19 protein-coding genes are annotated in these 17,282 nt (G+C 61.0%); all 19 read right to left on the bottom strand.

Annotated elements, in window-relative coordinates:
• Positions 1–2 precede the first annotated feature (2 nt).
• Positions 3–785 carry a flagellar biosynthetic protein FliR gene (fliR, locus tag AC07OG_RS23210; RefSeq protein WP_060541418.1) on the bottom strand — a complete coding sequence of 261 codons (783 nt, stop codon included), beginning with the start codon at positions 783–785 and terminating at the stop codon, positions 3–5.
• A 3-nt stretch (positions 786–788) separates the two neighbouring features.
• Positions 789–1,058 (bottom strand): flagellar biosynthesis protein FliQ, encoded by a 270-nt coding sequence (fliQ, locus tag AC07OG_RS23205; RefSeq protein WP_060541417.1) that lies wholly within the window; start codon positions 1,056–1,058, stop codon positions 789–791.
• Positions 1,055–1,813, bottom strand: a complete 759-nt coding sequence (fliP, locus tag AC07OG_RS23200) for a flagellar type III secretion system pore protein FliP (RefSeq protein WP_060541416.1) — start codon at positions 1,811–1,813, stop codon at positions 1,055–1,057. Before fliP ends, fliQ begins: the two co-directional genes overlap by 4 nt.
• A complete protein-coding gene (gene fliO, locus AC07OG_RS23195; protein WP_495068193.1) occupies positions 1,813–2,262 on the bottom strand; it encodes a flagellar biosynthetic protein FliO in 450 nt (149 codons plus the stop codon). Before fliO ends, fliP begins: the two co-directional genes overlap by 1 nt.
• Entirely contained in the window at positions 2,263–2,718 is a 456-nt protein-coding gene (fliN, locus tag AC07OG_RS23190; RefSeq protein WP_495068192.1) for a flagellar motor switch protein FliN, read from the bottom strand.
• Between the two features lie 66 nt (positions 2,719–2,784).
• Positions 2,785–3,753 (bottom strand): flagellar motor switch protein FliM, encoded by a 969-nt coding sequence (gene fliM, locus AC07OG_RS23185; RefSeq protein ID WP_060541413.1) that lies wholly within the window; start codon positions 3,751–3,753, stop codon positions 2,785–2,787.
• A gap of 9 nt (positions 3,754–3,762) precedes the next feature.
• Complete coding sequence (gene fliL, locus AC07OG_RS23180) at positions 3,763–4,263, bottom strand: flagellar basal body-associated protein FliL (RefSeq protein WP_060541412.1); 501 nt, start codon at positions 4,261–4,263, stop codon at positions 3,763–3,765.
• Positions 4,264–4,501: 238 nt separating this feature from the next.
• On the bottom strand, positions 4,502–5,884 hold the full coding sequence (locus AC07OG_RS23175) for a flagellar hook-length control protein FliK (protein WP_495068191.1): 1,383 nt from the start codon (positions 5,882–5,884) through the stop codon (positions 4,502–4,504).
• 93 nt (positions 5,885–5,977) lie between these two features.
• Entirely contained in the window at positions 5,978–6,328 is a 351-nt protein-coding gene (locus AC07OG_RS23170) for an Hpt domain-containing protein (protein WP_495068190.1), read from the bottom strand.
• Positions 6,329–6,359: 31 nt separating this feature from the next.
• Positions 6,360–8,066, bottom strand: coding sequence for an ATP-binding SpoIIE family protein phosphatase (locus AC07OG_RS23165; RefSeq protein ID WP_495068189.1), 1,707 nt, complete (start codon positions 8,064–8,066; stop codon positions 6,360–6,362).
• A 5-nt stretch (positions 8,067–8,071) separates the two neighbouring features.
• Positions 8,072–8,371: an STAS domain-containing protein gene (locus tag AC07OG_RS23160; protein WP_060541408.1), complete on the bottom strand. Its 300-nt coding sequence runs from the start codon at positions 8,369–8,371 to the stop codon at positions 8,072–8,074.
• A gap of 111 nt (positions 8,372–8,482) precedes the next feature.
• Positions 8,483–8,932: a flagellar export protein FliJ gene (gene fliJ / locus AC07OG_RS23155; RefSeq protein ID WP_060541407.1), complete on the bottom strand. Its 450-nt coding sequence runs from the start codon at positions 8,930–8,932 to the stop codon at positions 8,483–8,485.
• Positions 8,933–8,938: 6 nt separating this feature from the next.
• Positions 8,939–10,297, bottom strand: coding sequence for a flagellar protein export ATPase FliI (fliI, locus tag AC07OG_RS23150; RefSeq protein WP_060541406.1), 1,359 nt, complete (start codon positions 10,295–10,297; stop codon positions 8,939–8,941).
• Positions 10,287–11,084: a flagellar assembly protein FliH gene (gene fliH, locus AC07OG_RS23145; RefSeq protein ID WP_495068188.1), complete on the bottom strand. Its 798-nt coding sequence runs from the start codon at positions 11,082–11,084 to the stop codon at positions 10,287–10,289. Before fliH ends, fliI begins: the two co-directional genes overlap by 11 nt.
• 4 nt (positions 11,085–11,088) lie before the next feature.
• Entirely contained in the window at positions 11,089–12,108 is a 1,020-nt protein-coding gene (fliG, locus tag AC07OG_RS23140; protein ID WP_060541404.1) for a flagellar motor switch protein FliG, read from the bottom strand.
• On the bottom strand, positions 12,101–13,888 hold the full coding sequence (gene fliF, locus AC07OG_RS23135; RefSeq protein ID WP_060541403.1) for a flagellar basal-body MS-ring/collar protein FliF: 1,788 nt from the start codon (positions 13,886–13,888) through the stop codon (positions 12,101–12,103). The genes fliG and fliF overlap by 8 nt, the downstream gene beginning before the upstream one ends.
• Positions 13,889–13,904: 16 nt before the next feature.
• Positions 13,905–14,234 carry a flagellar hook-basal body complex protein FliE gene (fliE, locus tag AC07OG_RS23130; protein WP_060541402.1) on the bottom strand — a complete coding sequence of 110 codons (330 nt, stop codon included), beginning with the start codon at positions 14,232–14,234 and terminating at the stop codon, positions 13,905–13,907.
• 384 nt (positions 14,235–14,618) lie between these two features.
• A complete protein-coding gene (locus tag AC07OG_RS23125) occupies positions 14,619–16,004 on the bottom strand; it encodes a sigma-54-dependent transcriptional regulator (RefSeq protein WP_495068187.1) in 1,386 nt (461 codons plus the stop codon).
• Between the two features lie 5 nt (positions 16,005–16,009).
• Complete coding sequence (locus AC07OG_RS23120) at positions 16,010–17,221, bottom strand: sensor histidine kinase (RefSeq protein ID WP_495068186.1); 1,212 nt, start codon at positions 17,219–17,221, stop codon at positions 16,010–16,012.
• Between the last annotated feature and the right edge of the window lie 61 nt (positions 17,222–17,282).

The following is a 17,282-nucleotide window of genomic DNA, read 5'->3' as shown; positions in this document are numbered from 1 at the left end:
ACTCAGCGCGCCTTTGCCAGTTCGCGTAAAAACTGCAGGGCCTCGGCGGCCAGCGGTTGATACTGATTGAGAATGTCCGCCAGGCCAACCCAGAAAATGAACAACCCCAAAACCAGGGTCAGCGGAAAGCCGATGGAGAAAATATTGAGTTGAGGCGCCGCCCGGGTCATCACGCCAAAGGCAATGTTGACCACCAGCAACGCGGTCACCGCTGGCAGCACCAGCATCAGCGCGGCGCCAAGCACCCAGCCAAGCTTGCCGGCCAGCTCCCAGAAGTGATTGACCATCAAGCCGCTACCGACCGGCAAGGTGGTGAAGCTTTCGGTGAGCACTTCGAACACTACCAGATGGCCATTCATCGACAGGAACAGCAGCGTCACCAGCATGGTGAGGAACTGCCCGATCACCGCCACCGACACACCGTTGGTAGGGTCGACCATGGAAGCGAAGCCCATGCCCATCTGAATCGCGACAATTTGCCCGGCGACCACGAAGGCCTGGAAGAGCAACTGCAAGGAAAACCCCAGGATCGCGCCGATGAGGATCTGCTCGGCAATCAGCATCAGCCCGCTCAGGTCCAGCGCATTCACCGGCGGCATGGGCGGCAGGCCAGGCGAGATGACCAAGGTAATGGCCAGCGCGAAATAGAGACGTACCCGCACGGGCACCAGGGTTGTGCCGAATACCGGCATGACCATCAGCAAGGAGCCGACGCGAAACAGTGGCAACATGAACGTCGCCACCCAGGTGCTGATCTGCGTATCGGTCAGCTGAAGCAGCGACATGGCTTAGCCGATGACCTGAGGAATGCTGCCGTACAGCTGCACGATGTATTCCATGAAAGTCTGCACCAGCCACGGCCCGGCGACGATCAGGGTCACCAGCATGACCAGCAGACGCGGCAGGAAGCTCAGGGTCTGTTCGTTGATCTGGGTGGCAGCCTGGAACATCGCCACCAGCAGGCCGATCAGCAGACTCGGGATCACCAGCACCGCCACCATCATGGTGGTCAGCCACAGCGCTTCACGGAAGATGTCGACCGCGACTTCAGGGGTCATGGCGAGACACCACCGAAGCTGCTGGCCAGCGTACCGATGATCAGCGCCCAGCCATCGACCAGCACGAACAACATGATCTTGAACGGCAGGGAAATGATCAGCGGCGAGAGCATCATCATACCCATGGCCATCAGCACACTGGCCACGACCAGGTCGATGATCAGGAACGGAATGAAGATCATGAAACCGATCTGGAAGGCGGTTTTCAACTCGGAGGTGACGAAGGCCGGCACCAGGATGGTCAATGGCGCCTGATCCGGCGTGGCAATGTCCGTGCGCTTGGACAGGCGCATGAACAACTCCAGATCACTGGTGCGCGTCTGCGCCAGCATGAAGTCCTTGATCGGAACCTGAGCCTTGGCCACGGCGTCCTGGGCCGTGAGTTTCTCCGCCAGATACGGCTGCAAGGCATCCTGGTTCACCCGGTCGAACACGGGCGCCATGATGAACAGGGTCAGGAACAGCGCCATGCCGGTGAGGATCTGGTTCGAAGGGGTCTGCTGCAAGCCCAGGGCCTGGCGCAGGATCGAGAACACGATGATGATCCGGGTGAAGCTGGTCATCAGCATGACGAAGGCTGGAATGAAGCTCAGCGCGGTCATGATCAGCAAAATCTGCAGGCTGACCGAGTATTCCTGCGCGCCCTGGGCATTGGTGCCCAGCGTAATCGCCGGGATCGACAGCGGATCGGCAGCCAGCGCCAGCGGCGCGGCCAGCATCAGGACCAGTGTCAGGACGACACGTAACGCACCCATTACTTCTTATCCTTCTGATCTTTGCCCAGAATGTCCATCAGACGCTGGGCAAACTCCGGCGTCGCTTTCTCGCTGCTCGGCACCTGCACCGGCTCCTTGAGCACATGCAATGCGGTGATGGTGCCAGGGCTCAGGCCGAGCAGAATCTGCTCGTTGCCCACTTGCACCAGCATCAACCGGTCGCGGGGGCCCAGCGCACGCGAGCCGATCAATTCGATCACCTGGCCTTTACCGGCCGGTCCCGCCTGCTGAACCCTGCGCAGCAGCCAGGCGAGGAAAAAGATCAGCCCCAGCACCAACAGCAAACCGAACACCAGTTGCGTCAACTGTCCGGCCACGCCACTACTGGCCACCGGCGCAGCGGCGGTCGTGGCAACGGCTTCAGCCGCCAGCACACTGACCGGCAACGCCAACACGGCCCCCAACAAGACTGCGAGAAGCTTTTTCACTCAGCGCAGCTTCTTGATGCGTTCGCTTGGGCTGATCACGTCGGTCAGGCGAATGCCGAACTTCTCGTTGACCACCACCACCTCGCCATGGGCGATGAGCGTGCCGTTGACCAGCACGTCCAGCGGCTCACCGGCCAGGCGATCGAGCTCGATCACCGAGCCCTGGTTCAGTTGCAGCAGGTTGCGGATGTTGATGTCGGTGCTGCCGACCTCCATGGAAATCGACACCGGGATATCAAGGATCACGTCCAGGTTCGGCCCTTGCAGGCTGACCGGCTCGTTGCTCTTCGGCACGCCGCCGAACTCTTCCATTGGCAGGCGGTTGTTCGCCGACGAGGCGGTATCGGCTGCCAGCAAAGCATCGATATCGGCCTGGGCATCTCCGGTTTCTTCCAGGGCCGCAGCCCACTCATCGGCCAGCGCCTGGTCGTCCTGGGTATTCATGTCGTTAGCCATCACTTGTCCTCGGCGGGGCAACTGTTCAATTAGAAGCAGTCAATAAAATAGGATTGGGGCACTGCTTCAACGGCGCTCGATCGGCTCGATTACCTGCAACGCGAGGTTGCCTTTGTGCGAACCCATCTTGACCTTGAAGGCCGGCACGCCGTTGGCGCGCATGATCATTTCTTCGGGCATCTCAACCGGGATCACATCCCCCGGCTGCATGTGCAGAATGTCCCGCAGGCGCAACTGGCGACGGGCGACCGTGGCACCAATCGGTACGTCGACATCCAGAACGTCCTGGCGCAGCGCGTTGACCCAGCGCTCGTCCTGGTCATCGAGGTCCGACTGGAAGCCGGCATCGAGCATTTCGCGCACCGGCTCGATCATCGAGTACGGCATGGTCACGTGCAGGTCGCCGCCACCGCCATCGAGCTCGATGTGGAAGGTCGATACCACGACCGCTTCGCTCGGGCCGACGATGTTGGCCATGGCCGGGTTCACTTCCGAGTTGATGTACTCGAAGTTCACTTCCATGATCGCCTGCCAGGCCTCCTTCAAATCGATGAAAGCCTGCTCCAGCACCATGCGCACCACGCGCAGTTCGGTCGGAGTGAATTCACGCCCTTCGATTTTTGCGTGACGGCCATCGCCACCGAAGAAGTTGTCCACCAGTTTGAACACCAGCTTGGCGTCGAGGATGAACAGCGCGGTGCCGCGCAACGGCTTGATCTTGACCAGATTGAGGCTGGTCGGCACGTACAGCGAGTGCACGTATTCGCCAAACTTCATCACCTGGACGCCACCGACCGCCACATCTGCCGAACGGCGCAGCATGTTGAACATGCTGATGCGGGTATAGCGGGCGAAACGCTCGTTGATCATCTCCAGGGTCGGCATGCGTCCACGGACGATGCGATCCTGACTGGTCAGGTCATAGCTTTTGACAGTGCCGGGTTCGGCAGCGTTTTCGGTCTGTACCAGACCATCGTCGACGCCATGCAACAGCGCATCGATCTCATCCTGGGACAGCAGGTCCTGCACGGCCATGTCGTGTTCCTACTGCAGTACGAAATTAGTGAAAAGCAACTGTTCGATGACCACTTTGCCGACCTCTTTCTGCGCCACTTCCTGGACGCTGGCCGTGGCTTTCTGGCGCAGCATTTCCTGGCCGACCGGCGAGGCGAGGGTCGCGAAATCCTGGCCGGAGAACAGCATGACCAGGTTATTGCGGATCACCGGCATGTGAACCTTGAGCGCCTCCAGATCGACCGGGTTGCGAGCGAGCATGGTGATGCTCACTTGCAGGTAGCGCTGGCGGCCGTTCTGGTTGAAATTGGCGACGAAGGCCGGGGCAATCGCCTCGAAAATCGCTGGCTGCTTGCCGAGTGGAGTTTCGGCCTCGGCGCTGGCGGGCTTGCTCTGGGCGCTGTGCATGAAGTACCAGGTCGCACCCACGGACAAACCGATCGCGAGCAGCAACGCCACTACCATCAAGATGATCAGCTTGAGCCTGCCTTTGGTTGCGGGTTCTTTTACTACTGCGTCGCTCTTCGCCATGCCAATAATCCGTCACTATTCGGGTTTTCACAGTCGCACGGCAAGGCAAGAGCAAGTGTTATGCCAGAACTGTCGGAGGGAGAAGGGGCGGTGCACCGCCAGCAATTTGAAGCACACTGCAAAACCACTGTGGGAGCGAGCCTGCTCGCGATGGCGGTGTAACAGTCAACAATTTCATCGACTGCTACACCGCCATCGCGAGCAAGCTCACTCCCACAGGATTTAGTGGCGTGTGTGGTCAGGCGTAGTAATCGACCGCGCTGGAGCCGATCACGCTAGTGGTACTGGCAGCCACTTCGGCAACGCTCGGCGCAAGATCATCATCCATCGAATCCAGCCCCCCGCCGCCAGCATTGGCGCGCCCTCGCTGAGCCTGTTGAGACTGATCCTGCCCCTGCTGCGAACCACGGGACTGGTCCGAAACGTTGACATCGACCTGGCCCATGCCCTGCTGCGCAAACATGTCACGCAGGCGATACATCTGGCCGTCCAGCGCTTCACGGACAGCTGGATGGGCACTCATGAACGTCACTTGGGTCTGCTGATCCGGCACCATGTTCACCCGAATGTCCAGGCGCCCAAGTTCAGCTGGCTGCAACTGAATGTCGGCGGCCTTGAGATTGGTGCTGGACAGGTACATGACCCGATTGACCACCTCTTGTGTCCAGCCGCTCTGATGCATTGCGATCGGCTGGTTCACCGGCAAGGCATTCGCGGTTTTCGGTGTGGCGGCCTGTGTCAGTTCCGCCAGACGGTTGGCGAAATTGTCGACACGGGTGTCGCTGCTGGCGGACGTGAGATCCTTGAGACCGGCGTCGATCAAGCCGCTGAACGCCTTGTCGCCACCCTGACTGGTACTGTCCTTGTCGGGCGGCATATCCAGCATGCTCGCCATGCCCGCTGCAAAGTTCTGTGCCGAAGTCAGCTCGCCATCAGCCTGGGCTGGTATCGGTGCTGCCTTGGCCTGGCCCTGGCTGGAAGCGGACACATGGCCACTGTGTTCCATTGCCAGACGCACTGCCGGCAATGCATCGAGTGGGTCAGCTTCGGGATTGAAGTCGTTATCCGTGGCGGTCAGCGCCGGGGCCACCGTCGTCTTGGCGGTCGCCGAAACCGGCACCGGCACCGGCACTGCAGCCTGGACAGCTTGTGCCAAGGCCGGGTCCACCACGGCTTCGGCGGCCGTTGCAATTGGCGCCGGCACTACAATCTGGACAACCTGAGCCAATGCCGGATCATAAGCCGGATCGATCGGCGCGCAGTCACCCACCGCCTTATGCTCGATATCCGTCGTTTCGTCGCTGGCGGACTTATCGTCTGCCTGCACCAGGTGATTGACTGGCAAGGATTTGCCGTCATCGGCAACAACCGGCTCTACAGCGGCAGAACTGTGTTCGCCGGAATCTTTTGGCCCGGGGCCTTCGTTGGTTTTTTTACGAGTCGGTTCGTTCGATCCGTGACCGGCGGCAGCAGATTTATCCGGGGCTTGATCGGCATACACCCGAGCGAAGCTGGACGCCTTGTCCCCTGGCTCAGGGGACGACACCGAGGCACTGGCGGGGGGCGTTTTAGCCTTGGCCTGTGTGGCGGCCTGAAGAAAAATATCGGGGGTAACGGGCATGAAACGATCTCCGCTGCACTGGATACGTAGGTACAGTTGCGGAGAGTAAAGCAAGGGTCGCGCCAGATTCACTCGAATGTCGCGTCGAACGGCTTAACGGTCCATCAGGAATCGCTGCCGCTCCTCTTCGTACAGTGGCCGGGCAATAGCAAACTCGCTGACGATTTCAGTAATCAATTGCTGAATATCGTCCTTCGATGAATGGGTTGCGCTCTTTTCCAGCCGACAGCACAACGCGGCGAGCCTTAAGGCTCCCATGTTGCTGCTGCTGCCCTTGAAGCTATGGGCGGCCTCAATCAATTGCGCCGCGCTCTGCGCCTTGTGCAACTGCTGCAAACGCGTTTCGCAATCTTGGAGAAAGGTATCCAGCAACGTCGGATACTCGCCCTCCATGATTTCCTGCAACGCATTCAACACGTCGCGATCCAGATGTGTGTCAGCCACTTGCTCACTCCTTGATCAAGAATTGTGCAGATTATGCCAGAGCCTCCCAGAAAAACTCCACGCAAGCACTTCGCCCGTCATCGCTCCATCGGGCATTTCGGCCCAACTGGCGGATCAGACTGACCCCGCGTCCCGACAGACGTATGTCGTCCACAGGTCTTTGCATCACCCGCGCAACATCGAACCCTTTGCCACTGTCCTCGACGCGGATCGTCAGGCAACCGCCCTCGCCTGTCGGCGTGACCTGCAAATGCACCCTGACATAGCCGTCCTGCAACGCATCCAGGCAAGCATTGCGCTGTTGATAGTAGCGGGCGAAACCGCCGGCATCGCGTTTGAGACTCGAATCCAGACCGAGCACACCATGCTCCAGAGCATTGGAATACAGTTCCGCCAGCACGCTGTAGAGCGCCCCGCTCTGGGCTCGCAAACCGTGGACCTCCTGCAACAACTGCAACAGATACGGCAGCGGATTGAAGCGCTTGAGCGTAGCGGCACGCAACTCGAAACTCACCGACCAATCCAGCGGGCAGGACTGCCCACTATCAGAGTAAACCAGCGCCGGCGGCGTGATCTGCGCCGGTTGCAGCAGGCTGATTTCGACCATGCTGACATCGTCGCGCGCTTGCCCGCCAAAATCGCGCAAGGCCTGCTGGACCTCTTCAAACAGCGCGTCAGGCTGACGATTGCTCTCGAACACTCGCTGCAAACCCTGTTCGCCGAACAACCGGTCGTTGGCATCTCGCGTATCGATCACACCATCGGACAGCAGAAACACCCGATCGCCGAATGCCATCGGCAGCACCTCAGTGCGATCATCAAATGCCTCCGGGCTCAGCACGCCCAGCGGCAGATGCCGCGCCGCCAGCTGCGTGCGCTCGCCGCTGGCGATACGGTGCAGGTATCCATCGGGCATGCCGCCATTCCAGACTTCCACTGAGCGCCGCTGGAAACTCAGGCACAGCAAGGTCGCACAGCAAAACATGTCCACGGGCAGGATGCGCTTGAGCTTGGCATTCATCTCGCGCAACGTCTCCGCCAGGCCGTAGCCCTTGGCGGTCATGCCATAAAAGACTTCCGCCAACGGCATGGCGCCCACCGCCGCCGGCAACCCGTGCCCCGTAAAGTCGCCCAGTAGCACGTGCATATCGCCCGATGGCGTGAATGCCGCCAGCAACAGGTCACCATTGAACAGTGCATAGGGCGACTGCAAGTATCGGATGTTGGGGGCGACATTCAGGCAACCGGAGTGCGCCACTTTGTCGAAAACGGCCTTGGCCACCCGCTGTTCGTTGAGCAAATAGTCGTGGTGCCTGGCGATCTGGTCGCGTTGCTCCAGCACCGTGGCCTGCAATCGGCGCAAGCGCTCCATCGCCTTGATTTTGGCGGCGAGTATCACCTGGTTATAGGGTTTCGCCAGAAAGTCGTCGCCACCAGCTTCCAGACAACTGGCCAGGGCTTCGTTTTCGGACAAGGACGTAAGGAAGATGATCGGCACCAGGGTTTCACCGGCCAATGCCTTGATTTGCCGGGCGGCCTCGAAGCCGTCCATGACCGGCATCATCGCGTCCATCAACACCAGATGCGGTGTTTGCCGGCGAAACGCATCGACCGCTTCAACGCCGTTGGCCGCCGTCAGTACCACATGCCCTTGTCGGCGCAGGATGCTCGACAGCAACAGGCGATCAGCGGCACTGTCCTCGGCGATCAGGATGGTCAGTTGCACCTGCGGCTGCATGGCAATCAACTGATGTCGAACAGTTTGTCGAAATTGGAAATGGCGAGGATTTTGCGCACGTCACTGCTGCTGTTGACCACGCGGATGTCGGAGTCGTCGCCACCGGCATGATCGCGCAGCAGCAGCAACATCCCCAGGGCGGAGCTGTCGAGGTAGGTCGCGTCTTTCAGGTCGACCACCACGGCGGCCAGTTCCTTGTTCTCATAGGCATCACGAAATTGCTGATGCTTGGCGAAATCGAATCGTCCCTTGATCGAAATCGTCAGCTTTTGCCCGTCCTGGGACATCTCGGAAATCACTGACATTTACCGCGTCCTAGTCTTTGGAATACGTTTAGAAGGTTTAGCATCTGAGAGAGGCAAGGTCAAAGGATCGCAGGCCCGGGCCGAGTTCGGACGATCTTTTTTCAGGCAACGCTAATACTGATCCTGGCGCGGCAACCGCTGGCACAACTCATCGAGCAGCTTCTGCTCGCGCCTGTCTTCCAGCGCCCGCGCCTCATCGGCATAACGCTGGACCAGTTTGCGCAGGCCTTCGACCCGGGTGAACGCCTGTTGCCAGGTTTCCCGCGCCTTGTTCAGATTGTTCTGATGCCAGGCCAGACTCTGGCGCTGCTGGTCGATGGCCGTGCCCAACTGCGCGAGAAAGCCCTGATACCCCAGCAGCCATTGACCCGAGACGCCGCTGCTGCCGCGTACGATCCATTGCTCCTGATAATCGAGTCGAAAGGCTTCCAGGTCACCCAGCTTGCTTTCCGCCAGCCGCACCTGCCCCTGAAAATGGCCCAACCGTTGAGAGGCGGTTTTCTCGGCCTTTTCGGCCATGTCCACCACCGGCGCCAGGCGCCCTGCCCGAGTCTGGGCCATGGCCGCTTAACCGCCAGCCGCGGGCGCAAAGATCGACGCGAGGTACGCTTCGCTTTCGCCCAGGCTGATGCTGTCGTTGAGGCCCTGGCGCAGGTATTTGACCAACTGCGGCTGCAGGGAAATCGCCAGGTCGGTCTCGCGGTCGCCACCCGCGACATAGGCGCCGACGCTGATCAGGTCGCGGCTCTGCTGATAACGCGACCACAACTGCTTGAAATACTGCGCACGCGCCATGTGTTCCGGCGACACCACCGCCGGCATCACCCGGCTGATGGACGCTTCGATATCGATGGCCGGGTAATGCCCTTCTTCGGCGAGGCGCCGGGACAACACGATGTGCCCGTCGAGCACGCCGCGCGCCGCGTCGGCAATCGGGTCCTGCTGGTCATCACCTTCGGACAGCACGGTGTAGAAAGCGGTGATCGAGCCACCCCCCTTCTCGGCGTTGCCCGCCCGCTCTACCAGTTTCGGCAGTTTGGCAAATACCGAAGGCGGATAGCCCTTGGTCGCCGGCGGTTCACCAATGGCCAACGCAATTTCCCGCTGGGCCTGGGCGAAACGGGTCAGGGAATCCATGAGCAACAGGACGTTCTTGCCCTTGTCGCGAAAATATTCGGCGATGCGCGTGCAATACATCGCGGCGCGCAGGCGCATCAACGGCGCATCATCGGCCGGGGACGCCACCACCACCGAGCGCTTGAGGCCTTCTTCACCGAGGATGTGCTCGATGAACTCCTTGACCTCACGACCCCGCTCACCGATCAGGCCAACGACGATAATGTCCGCCTCGGTGAAGCGGGTCATCATGCCCAGCAGCACCGACTTGCCAACACCGGTACCGGCGAACAGACCCAGTCGCTGACCACGGCCGACAGTGAGCATTCCGTTGATACAGCGAATGCCCACGTCCAGCGGTTCGCTGATGGGCTCACGCTTGAGCGGGTTGATGGTCGGGCCGTCCATCGGCACCCAGTCTTCGGCCTTCATGCCGCCCTTGCCGTCCAGCGCACGACCGGCGCCGTCGAGAACACGCCCAAGCATGCTCATGCCCATCGGCAGGCGACCGGTATCGGCCATGGGCACCACGCGGGCACCCGGCGCAATGCCGGCGACGCTGCCAACCGGCATCAGGAAAACTTTGCTGCCAGAAAAACCCATGACCTCGGCTTCAACCTGCACCGGATGATAGCTGTCGTCATTGATGACCATGCAACGACTGCCCATGGCAGCGCGCAGGCCTTCGGCTTCAAGGGTGAGGCCGACCATACGCAACAAGCGACCTTCGAGAATCGGCGCACCGGCCAGCTCAGTGGCCTCGGCATAACTGCCCAGGCGCTTGGCGAAACTGGTGCGATCAAGGCGCATCGGCAACGTCCGGCTCATCTGCACCCGCAGGCGTGCTTTCGATCGGCAGCTCCAGGCTCAGGTCTGGCGCGGCTGGACGCAGGGCCTGGTCATGCAACTGATCGAAGAGTTTATCCATGACCCGTGCAACCCGGGTTTCGACCGTGGCGTCGATGCGGCTGTGTTCGGTCTCCACCCGGCAACCGCCAGGCAACAGCGACTCGTCCTCGACGATGCGCCAGGTTTCTTCATGGCGCTCGCGCAGGGCTTTGACCTGTTCGAAATCCTGCGGATTGATGTACAACCGCACATTGCCCGCGCCCAGGGGTAACAGCTTGAGGGCGTCGCGCATGACGTGCTCGATCTGCGTTGAGTCGATCGCCAGTTCGCGCTGGATCACCTGACGGGTGATGTGCTGCACCAGGTCGACCAGGGACTTTTCAATCAGGGTGTCCTGCTCGGCGATGGGCTCGAACAGGTGCGCCATCAACTGTTCCAACCCGGCAATCTTGGCCGACAAGGCGACTTCGGCCTCCTGACGCACCTTAAGCGTGGTGCTGTGGAAGCCTTCCTTCTCGCCCACCGCGAAGCCTTCGTTGTAGGCTTCCTGGCGAATGCTTTCGAGTTCCTCGAGGGTCAGTGGCTGGACTTCCTCCAGCGGCACCTCCTCCATTTCCGGCGGTTCGGGCTCAGGCTCAGGTTCCGGCTCGGGTTCTGGCGGGTCGAAACTGGGCAACGCCCAGGTATCGAAGCCACTGACATCCCTGGCGCGGATCAGGTCAGTGGCTGACTCATCATTCTTGACCATGGTGTTAGATCATTTCCTCGCCGCCCTTGCCACCGAGAACGATTTCTCCGGCTTCGGCCATACGGCGGGCGATAGTGAGGATTTCTTTCTGCGCGGTTTCCACGTCGCTGACGCGCACCGGGCCTTTGGCTTCCAGGTCGTCGCGCAGCAGTTCGGCCGCACGCTTGGACATGTTCTTGAAGATCTTTTCCTTGACGCCTTCGTCCGAACCCTTGAGGGCCAGTACCAGAACGTCGGAAGACACTTCACGCAACAGCGCCTGAATACCGCGGTCGTCGACATCGGCCAGGTTGTTGAACACGAACATGAGGTCTTCGATCTGACCGGACAGGTCTTCGTCGACTTCGCGGATCGAGTCCATCAACTGGCCTTCGATCGAGCTGTCGAGGAAGTTCATGATGTCCGCTGCGCGCTTGATGCCGCCCAGGGTGGTGCGCGAGGCATTCGAGTTGCCGGAGAACTGCTTCTCGAGAATCTGGTTGAGCTCTTTCAGGGCTGCCGGCTGCACGGTATTGAGCGAAGAAACCCGCAAGATGATGTCCAGGCGTGCCTTGTGGTCGAAGTTGCCGAGCACTTCCCCGGCCTGATCCGGATCGAGATACGCCACGACGATCGCCTGGATCTGCGGGTGCTCGTAACGGATCACATCGGCCACGGCGCGCGGCTCCATCCACTTCAGGCTGTCGAGGCCGCTGGTGTTGCCACCGAGCAGGATACGGTCGATCAGACCATTGGCTTTGTCTTCGCCCAAGGCCTGGGTGAGCATCTTGCGCACATAGTCATCGGAGCCGACGCCCAGGCTGGTCTGGTCGCCGACCATGTCGACGAACTCGCTCATCACCTGCTCGACCTGCTCGCGGTGCACGTTGCCCATCTGGGCCATGGCCACACCTACGCGCTGGACCTCTTTGGGCCCCATGTGGCGCAGTACCTGGGCGGCGTCAGTAGAACCCAGCGACAGCAGCAGGATCGCGGCTTTGTCGACCTTGGTCAGTTTGGCGGCAACGGCTCGGTTATCACTCATCTGCGTTAATCCACTCTTTCACGACCTGGGCCACGCGACCCGGATCTTCTGCCACCAGACTCTTGATTGCGTTCAACTGAGCGTCATAGCCTTCGCTCGGGCTCGGCAGCAGGATGCTTTGCGGGCCGCCGAGGCTGACACGATCATTGGCCAGTTCGCCATCCAGGCCGCCCATGCCACCCAGCTCGACATCGCTGCCGATACCGGCCAGCTGCTTGCCTTTGCCGCCACCGGTGATGTTGTTGAGCACCGGACGCAGGACACCGAACACCAGCACCAGAATGAACAGCACACCCAGCACTTGCTTGACGATGTCCCAGAACCACGGCTGGGAGTAGAACGGAATATCGGCTATCACTTCGCCGCGATCGGCGGAGAACGGCATGTTGATCACGCTGACACTGTCGCCACGGCTGGCGTCGAAACCGACCGCGTCCTGAACCAGACGGGTGAAGCGTGCCAATTCGTCGGTACTCCAAGGCACCCGGGCGGTTTCACCGCTGGCCGGGTTGAGCTTGACCTGATCATCGACGACCACCGACACCGACAGGCGATTCAAACGGCCCTGCTGCTGCCTGGTGTGACTGATGGAACGGTCGAGTTCGAAGTTTTTGGTCGACTGTTGACGCTTGTCTGCCGGGTACGGTGCGAGCATCGGCTGGCCGGTGGCCGGGTCCATGATCTGCTGGCCGTTGGCATCGATCAATGGTTGCCCCGGCTGGACCATGCCAGCTTGTGCGGTGCTGCCACCGGTGGTTTGCGGGGCCGAAGCCGGCGACGGTGGCTGGTTGCTCAAGGCACCCGGCACACCCTGGGGGCCATTGCTGGCGGTGCGCTGCTCATTGACCGACTGCTCGCTGCGCAATGCCGGCTGATCGGGGTTGAATTGCTCGGAGGTCGACTCGACGGCGCTGAAATCAACGTCGGCCGACACTTCGGCCTTATAACGATCATTGCCCAACACCGGTTGCAGGATGTTATGCACACGCTGGGTGAGCATGCTTTCCATGCGACGGCTGTAATCGAATTGCTTGCCGGCCATGGTCAGTTCGGAGTTTTCCGCCTGATCGGAAAGCAGGTTGCCCTTCTGGTCGACCACGGTGATCTGCGACTTGCTCAGTTCAGGAACACTGGTCGCCACCAGATTGACGATGGCCACGACCTGGCCCGGCTCCAGGGAGCGACCGGAATACAGTTCCACCAACACCGAGGCGCTCGGCTTGCGCTCGTCGCGCACAAACACCGAACTCTTGGGAATCGCCAGATGCACCCGGGCACCCTTGACGTTGTTCAGGCTGGAAATGGTCCGCGCCAGTTCGCCTTCGAGGCCGCGACGATAACGCGTCGCTTCCATGAACTGGCTGGTCCCCAGGCCCTGTTCCTTATCGAGGATTTCGAAGCCGATGTTGCCATCGCTGGGAGTGACACCAGCGCCCGCGAGCTTGAGTCGCGCACGGGACAGATCCTCGGCCTTGACCAGCAAGGCGCCGGAGTTGGGTTCGACGGTGTACGCAATATCGGCGCTGGCCAGGGTATCCATGACCTGCTTGGCGTCCATACCGGCAAGGCTGCCGTACAGAGGCCGGTAGTCCGGCTGCTGGGACCACAACACCACGGCAAAACCAATCGCCACGCTCGCTGCCAGGCCGACCAACAGGCCCACCTGACGCAACATGGTCATCTCTGAAAGGTTTTCCAGGAACGACAATCCGAACAGCGGCGGCTTGCCGTCTATCGGGGTGGCCTTGGCCGGAACATTATCGGCGACTGCTTCTGCCATGACTCAATCTCGTCCTTTAAACAGGCATCTGCATGATGTCTTGATAGGCCTGAACCAGCTTGTTGCGCACCTGGGTCAACGCCTGGAATGACACACTGGCCTTTTGCGAGGAAACCATCACATCCGTCAGGTCGACGCCGCTTTTGCCGATTTCGAATGCACTGGCCAACTGAGTGGAAGCCTGCTGGGTGTCGTTCACTTTATTAACGGCCTGACCGAGCATGTCGGAAAAGCTGCTGCCCGCCACTTCAGGGACGCCGGCAGTCGATTTCGGCGCAGACATGGCATCCATTTGCATGGCCCGCATATCCAGCATCAATCGATTGAATTCAATACCTTGGCTCATGATCTACTCTCGTTGGCGACCCGCAATTTTTTGACGCTCACTCGGCGGGTAGTCAGGTGTTAGCAACAAGGGTGCCAGCTCCACGGCAAACTCGAACAAAAGCTCTAGCCACATGGCGCAACCGGCATCCGCCTATTGCCGACTTGTAGGAGCGAGCATGCTCGCGATGGGCCTGAGAACGCCGCGGGGTGTCAGGTTCCCAGCGTTATCGTTGACGACCATCGCGAGCATGCTCGCTCCTACAGGGGACCGTGGCGCAACCGGAATCCACCTACTGCAGGAGCGAGCATGCTCGCGATGAGCCTGAGAACGCCGCGGGGTGTCAGGTTCCCAGCGTTATCGTTGACGACCATCGCGAGCATGCTCGCTCCTACAGGAACAGATTCAAGTAGCGAATAGAAAGGCTTCCACGTCCATCCCGGCATCACGCATCTGCGCCAGCTTGTAGCGCAAGGTTCGCGGACTGATGCCCAGGCGCTCGGCCGCTTCCTTGCGACGGCCGCGTTCGGCGCGCAAGGTGTCGATGATCATCTGAAATTCGCGCCGGCGCAGGTCATCGCCCAAGGCTCCCGCCGACTCGGATTCGATTTCCACGGCGCGCGCAGCTGCGGGCGTCGATACCGGCAATGGCGCACAGGCGACTGGCCCGGCCAGGCAGAAATCCTGCGGCTGAATCAAACCGCCCTGCTGCAGAATCAAGGCGCGCTGAATCGCATTGTCCAGTTCCCGTACATTACCCGGCCACGGATACCCGACCAGGCACGCCTGCGCCTCGGGCGACAGCCTGGCGGGCGCATGCTTCATTTTATTGACGTGACGGGCCAGCAAGCGCTCGGCCAACGGCAGGATGTCGGCGGTGCGCTCGCGCAATGGCCGCCAGGCCAGGGGAAACACCGACAGACGATAGAACAGGTCTTCACGGAAACGCCCGGCCGCCACTTCTGCAGCCAGGTCGCGGTTGGTCGTGGCGACCACGCGGATGTCCAGGGTGATCGGCTTGCGCGCCCCGACCCGCTCAACCTCGCGCTCTTGCAATACGCGCAGCAGTTTGGCCTGCAGCCCGAGGGGCATTTCGGAAATTTCGTCGAGCAGGATGGTGCCACCGTCGGCCTGCTCGAATTTGCCGGCCTGGGCGGCGATAGCACCGGTGAAGGAACCTTTTTCGTGGCCGAACAGGGTCGCTTCGAGCATGTTGTCCGGGATCGCTGCACAGTTGATCGCAATGAACGGCTGGCTGGCCCGATGGGAATGCTGATGAATGTAACGCGCCAGCACTTCCTTGCCGGTCCCCGACTCACCGGAGATCAATACCGTGGAGTCGCTGCGCGCTACCCGCGCCGCCAGTTCCAGCAATTGCGCGCTGGCCGGCTCGTTGGCAATCGGTCCTTCGCACGCCGTCGTACCAAGGTTGCCCAGGGCGTGACGCGCCACCAGATCGAGCAACGCCCGGGGCTCGAATGGCTTGACCAGGTAGTCCACCGCGCCCTGGCGCATCGCATCGACTGCGCGCTCCACCGCCCCATGAGCCGTCATCAGCAGCACGGGCAATTGCGGTTGTCGCGCACGCAACAGGCCGAGCAACTGATGGCCGTCCATGCCCGGCATGTTGACGTCGCTGATCACCAGACTGAAAGACTCGCCAGCGGCAGCGGCCAATGCTTGCTCTGCCGAACCCACGGCGGCGTAATCATGCCCCGCGAGCATCAGCGTATCGGCCAGCGCTTCGCGCAACGCGCGGTCATCCTCGACCAGTAGAACCTTGATTGCCATGTCCGTCACTCCGCGCCCAAGGCGCCGCAGAACAACGGCAGGATTACCAGTGCGCACGTACCGCGACCCGGGCGCGAGTGCAAACGCAGATCCCCCTGGTGAGCACGCGCCACCGCCTTGACCACCGTCAGGCCAAGGCCGGTACCGTTGGTTTTGGTGGTAAAGAACGGCTCACCCAGACGCTCCAGCACCCCGGCATCGATACCGCTGCCACTGTCGCTGACACACAGGCGCAGATGATTGCCACGGGTGTAAAGATGAACCTTGAGGCGCAGGTCGCCGGCATTGGCCTGGATGGCATTTTCGATCAAATTCAAAATTGCTCCGACCAGGGTGTCGCGATTGCACAGCAACTCCCCAGCATGGCTGTCGCACTGCCAGCGGATCGGCAGGTCCTGCACATGGGGCAGCGCAGCCGCTTGCAGCGACTGCAACAATTGGCCAGGCGTCAGCCGGTCGGTCAACGGCAGCTCGCCACGAGCAAACACCAGCATGTCGCGCACCTGATGTTCCAGTTCGTGCAGGCGCTCCTTCAGGCGCCCGGCAAAACGTTGCTGGGTCGCGACCGGCAAAGCCTGCTCAGTCAAATGGCTGGCGTAAAGCAACGCGGCGGACAAGGGCGTACGAATCTGATGGGCCAACGAGGCCACCATGCGCCCAAGGGACGACAGCCGTTCGTGGCGCGCCAGCTGATCCTGCAGGTGACGGGTTTCGGTCAGGTCATTGAGCAACACCAGTTGACCGGGTTCGGCGTCCAGCGAGCGGGTGGCAATCGACAGGCGCCGACCATCCTTGAGTGAAACCTCATGGCCGTCGTCTTCGCGAGGCGCAAAGCAGCGGGCAATGACCAGGCGCCACAACTGGCCTTCGAGCGGCAGACCGAGCAACTCGCGGGCCGCCGGGTTGGCTTCGCGCACGATGCCCTGGGCGTCGATGACAATGACACCGCCAGGCAACAGATCAAGGAGATTTTGCAGGCGATTGGCCAGGCGCTCTTTTTCCGCCAGTTCCTGCATGCGCTGGGCGCTGACCACCGCCAGCTCACCCTTGAGCTCGGTCACCCGGGCTTGCAGCAGGCTGTAGGAATCAGTCAACTGACTGGACATCTGGTTGAACAGAGAGAACGCCTGCTCAAGACCAAGCCGGCTCGCCTGCTCTACGGACGACGGTTGCCCCGAAACGTCAGGGACAGGAGACATCTGGGCGGCTTGGGGCATCGTGCTCTCTCGCGTGGCTGACCGTCAGTTAAACGGAACGTTGCGAGGGACGTAGCAATAC

The organism is Pseudomonas sp. GW821-FHT09H03 (assembly GCF_059415945.1).
The sequence above is the reverse complement of the archived record's forward strand: the minus strand, read 5'-3'. Positions and strand labels throughout refer to the sequence as shown.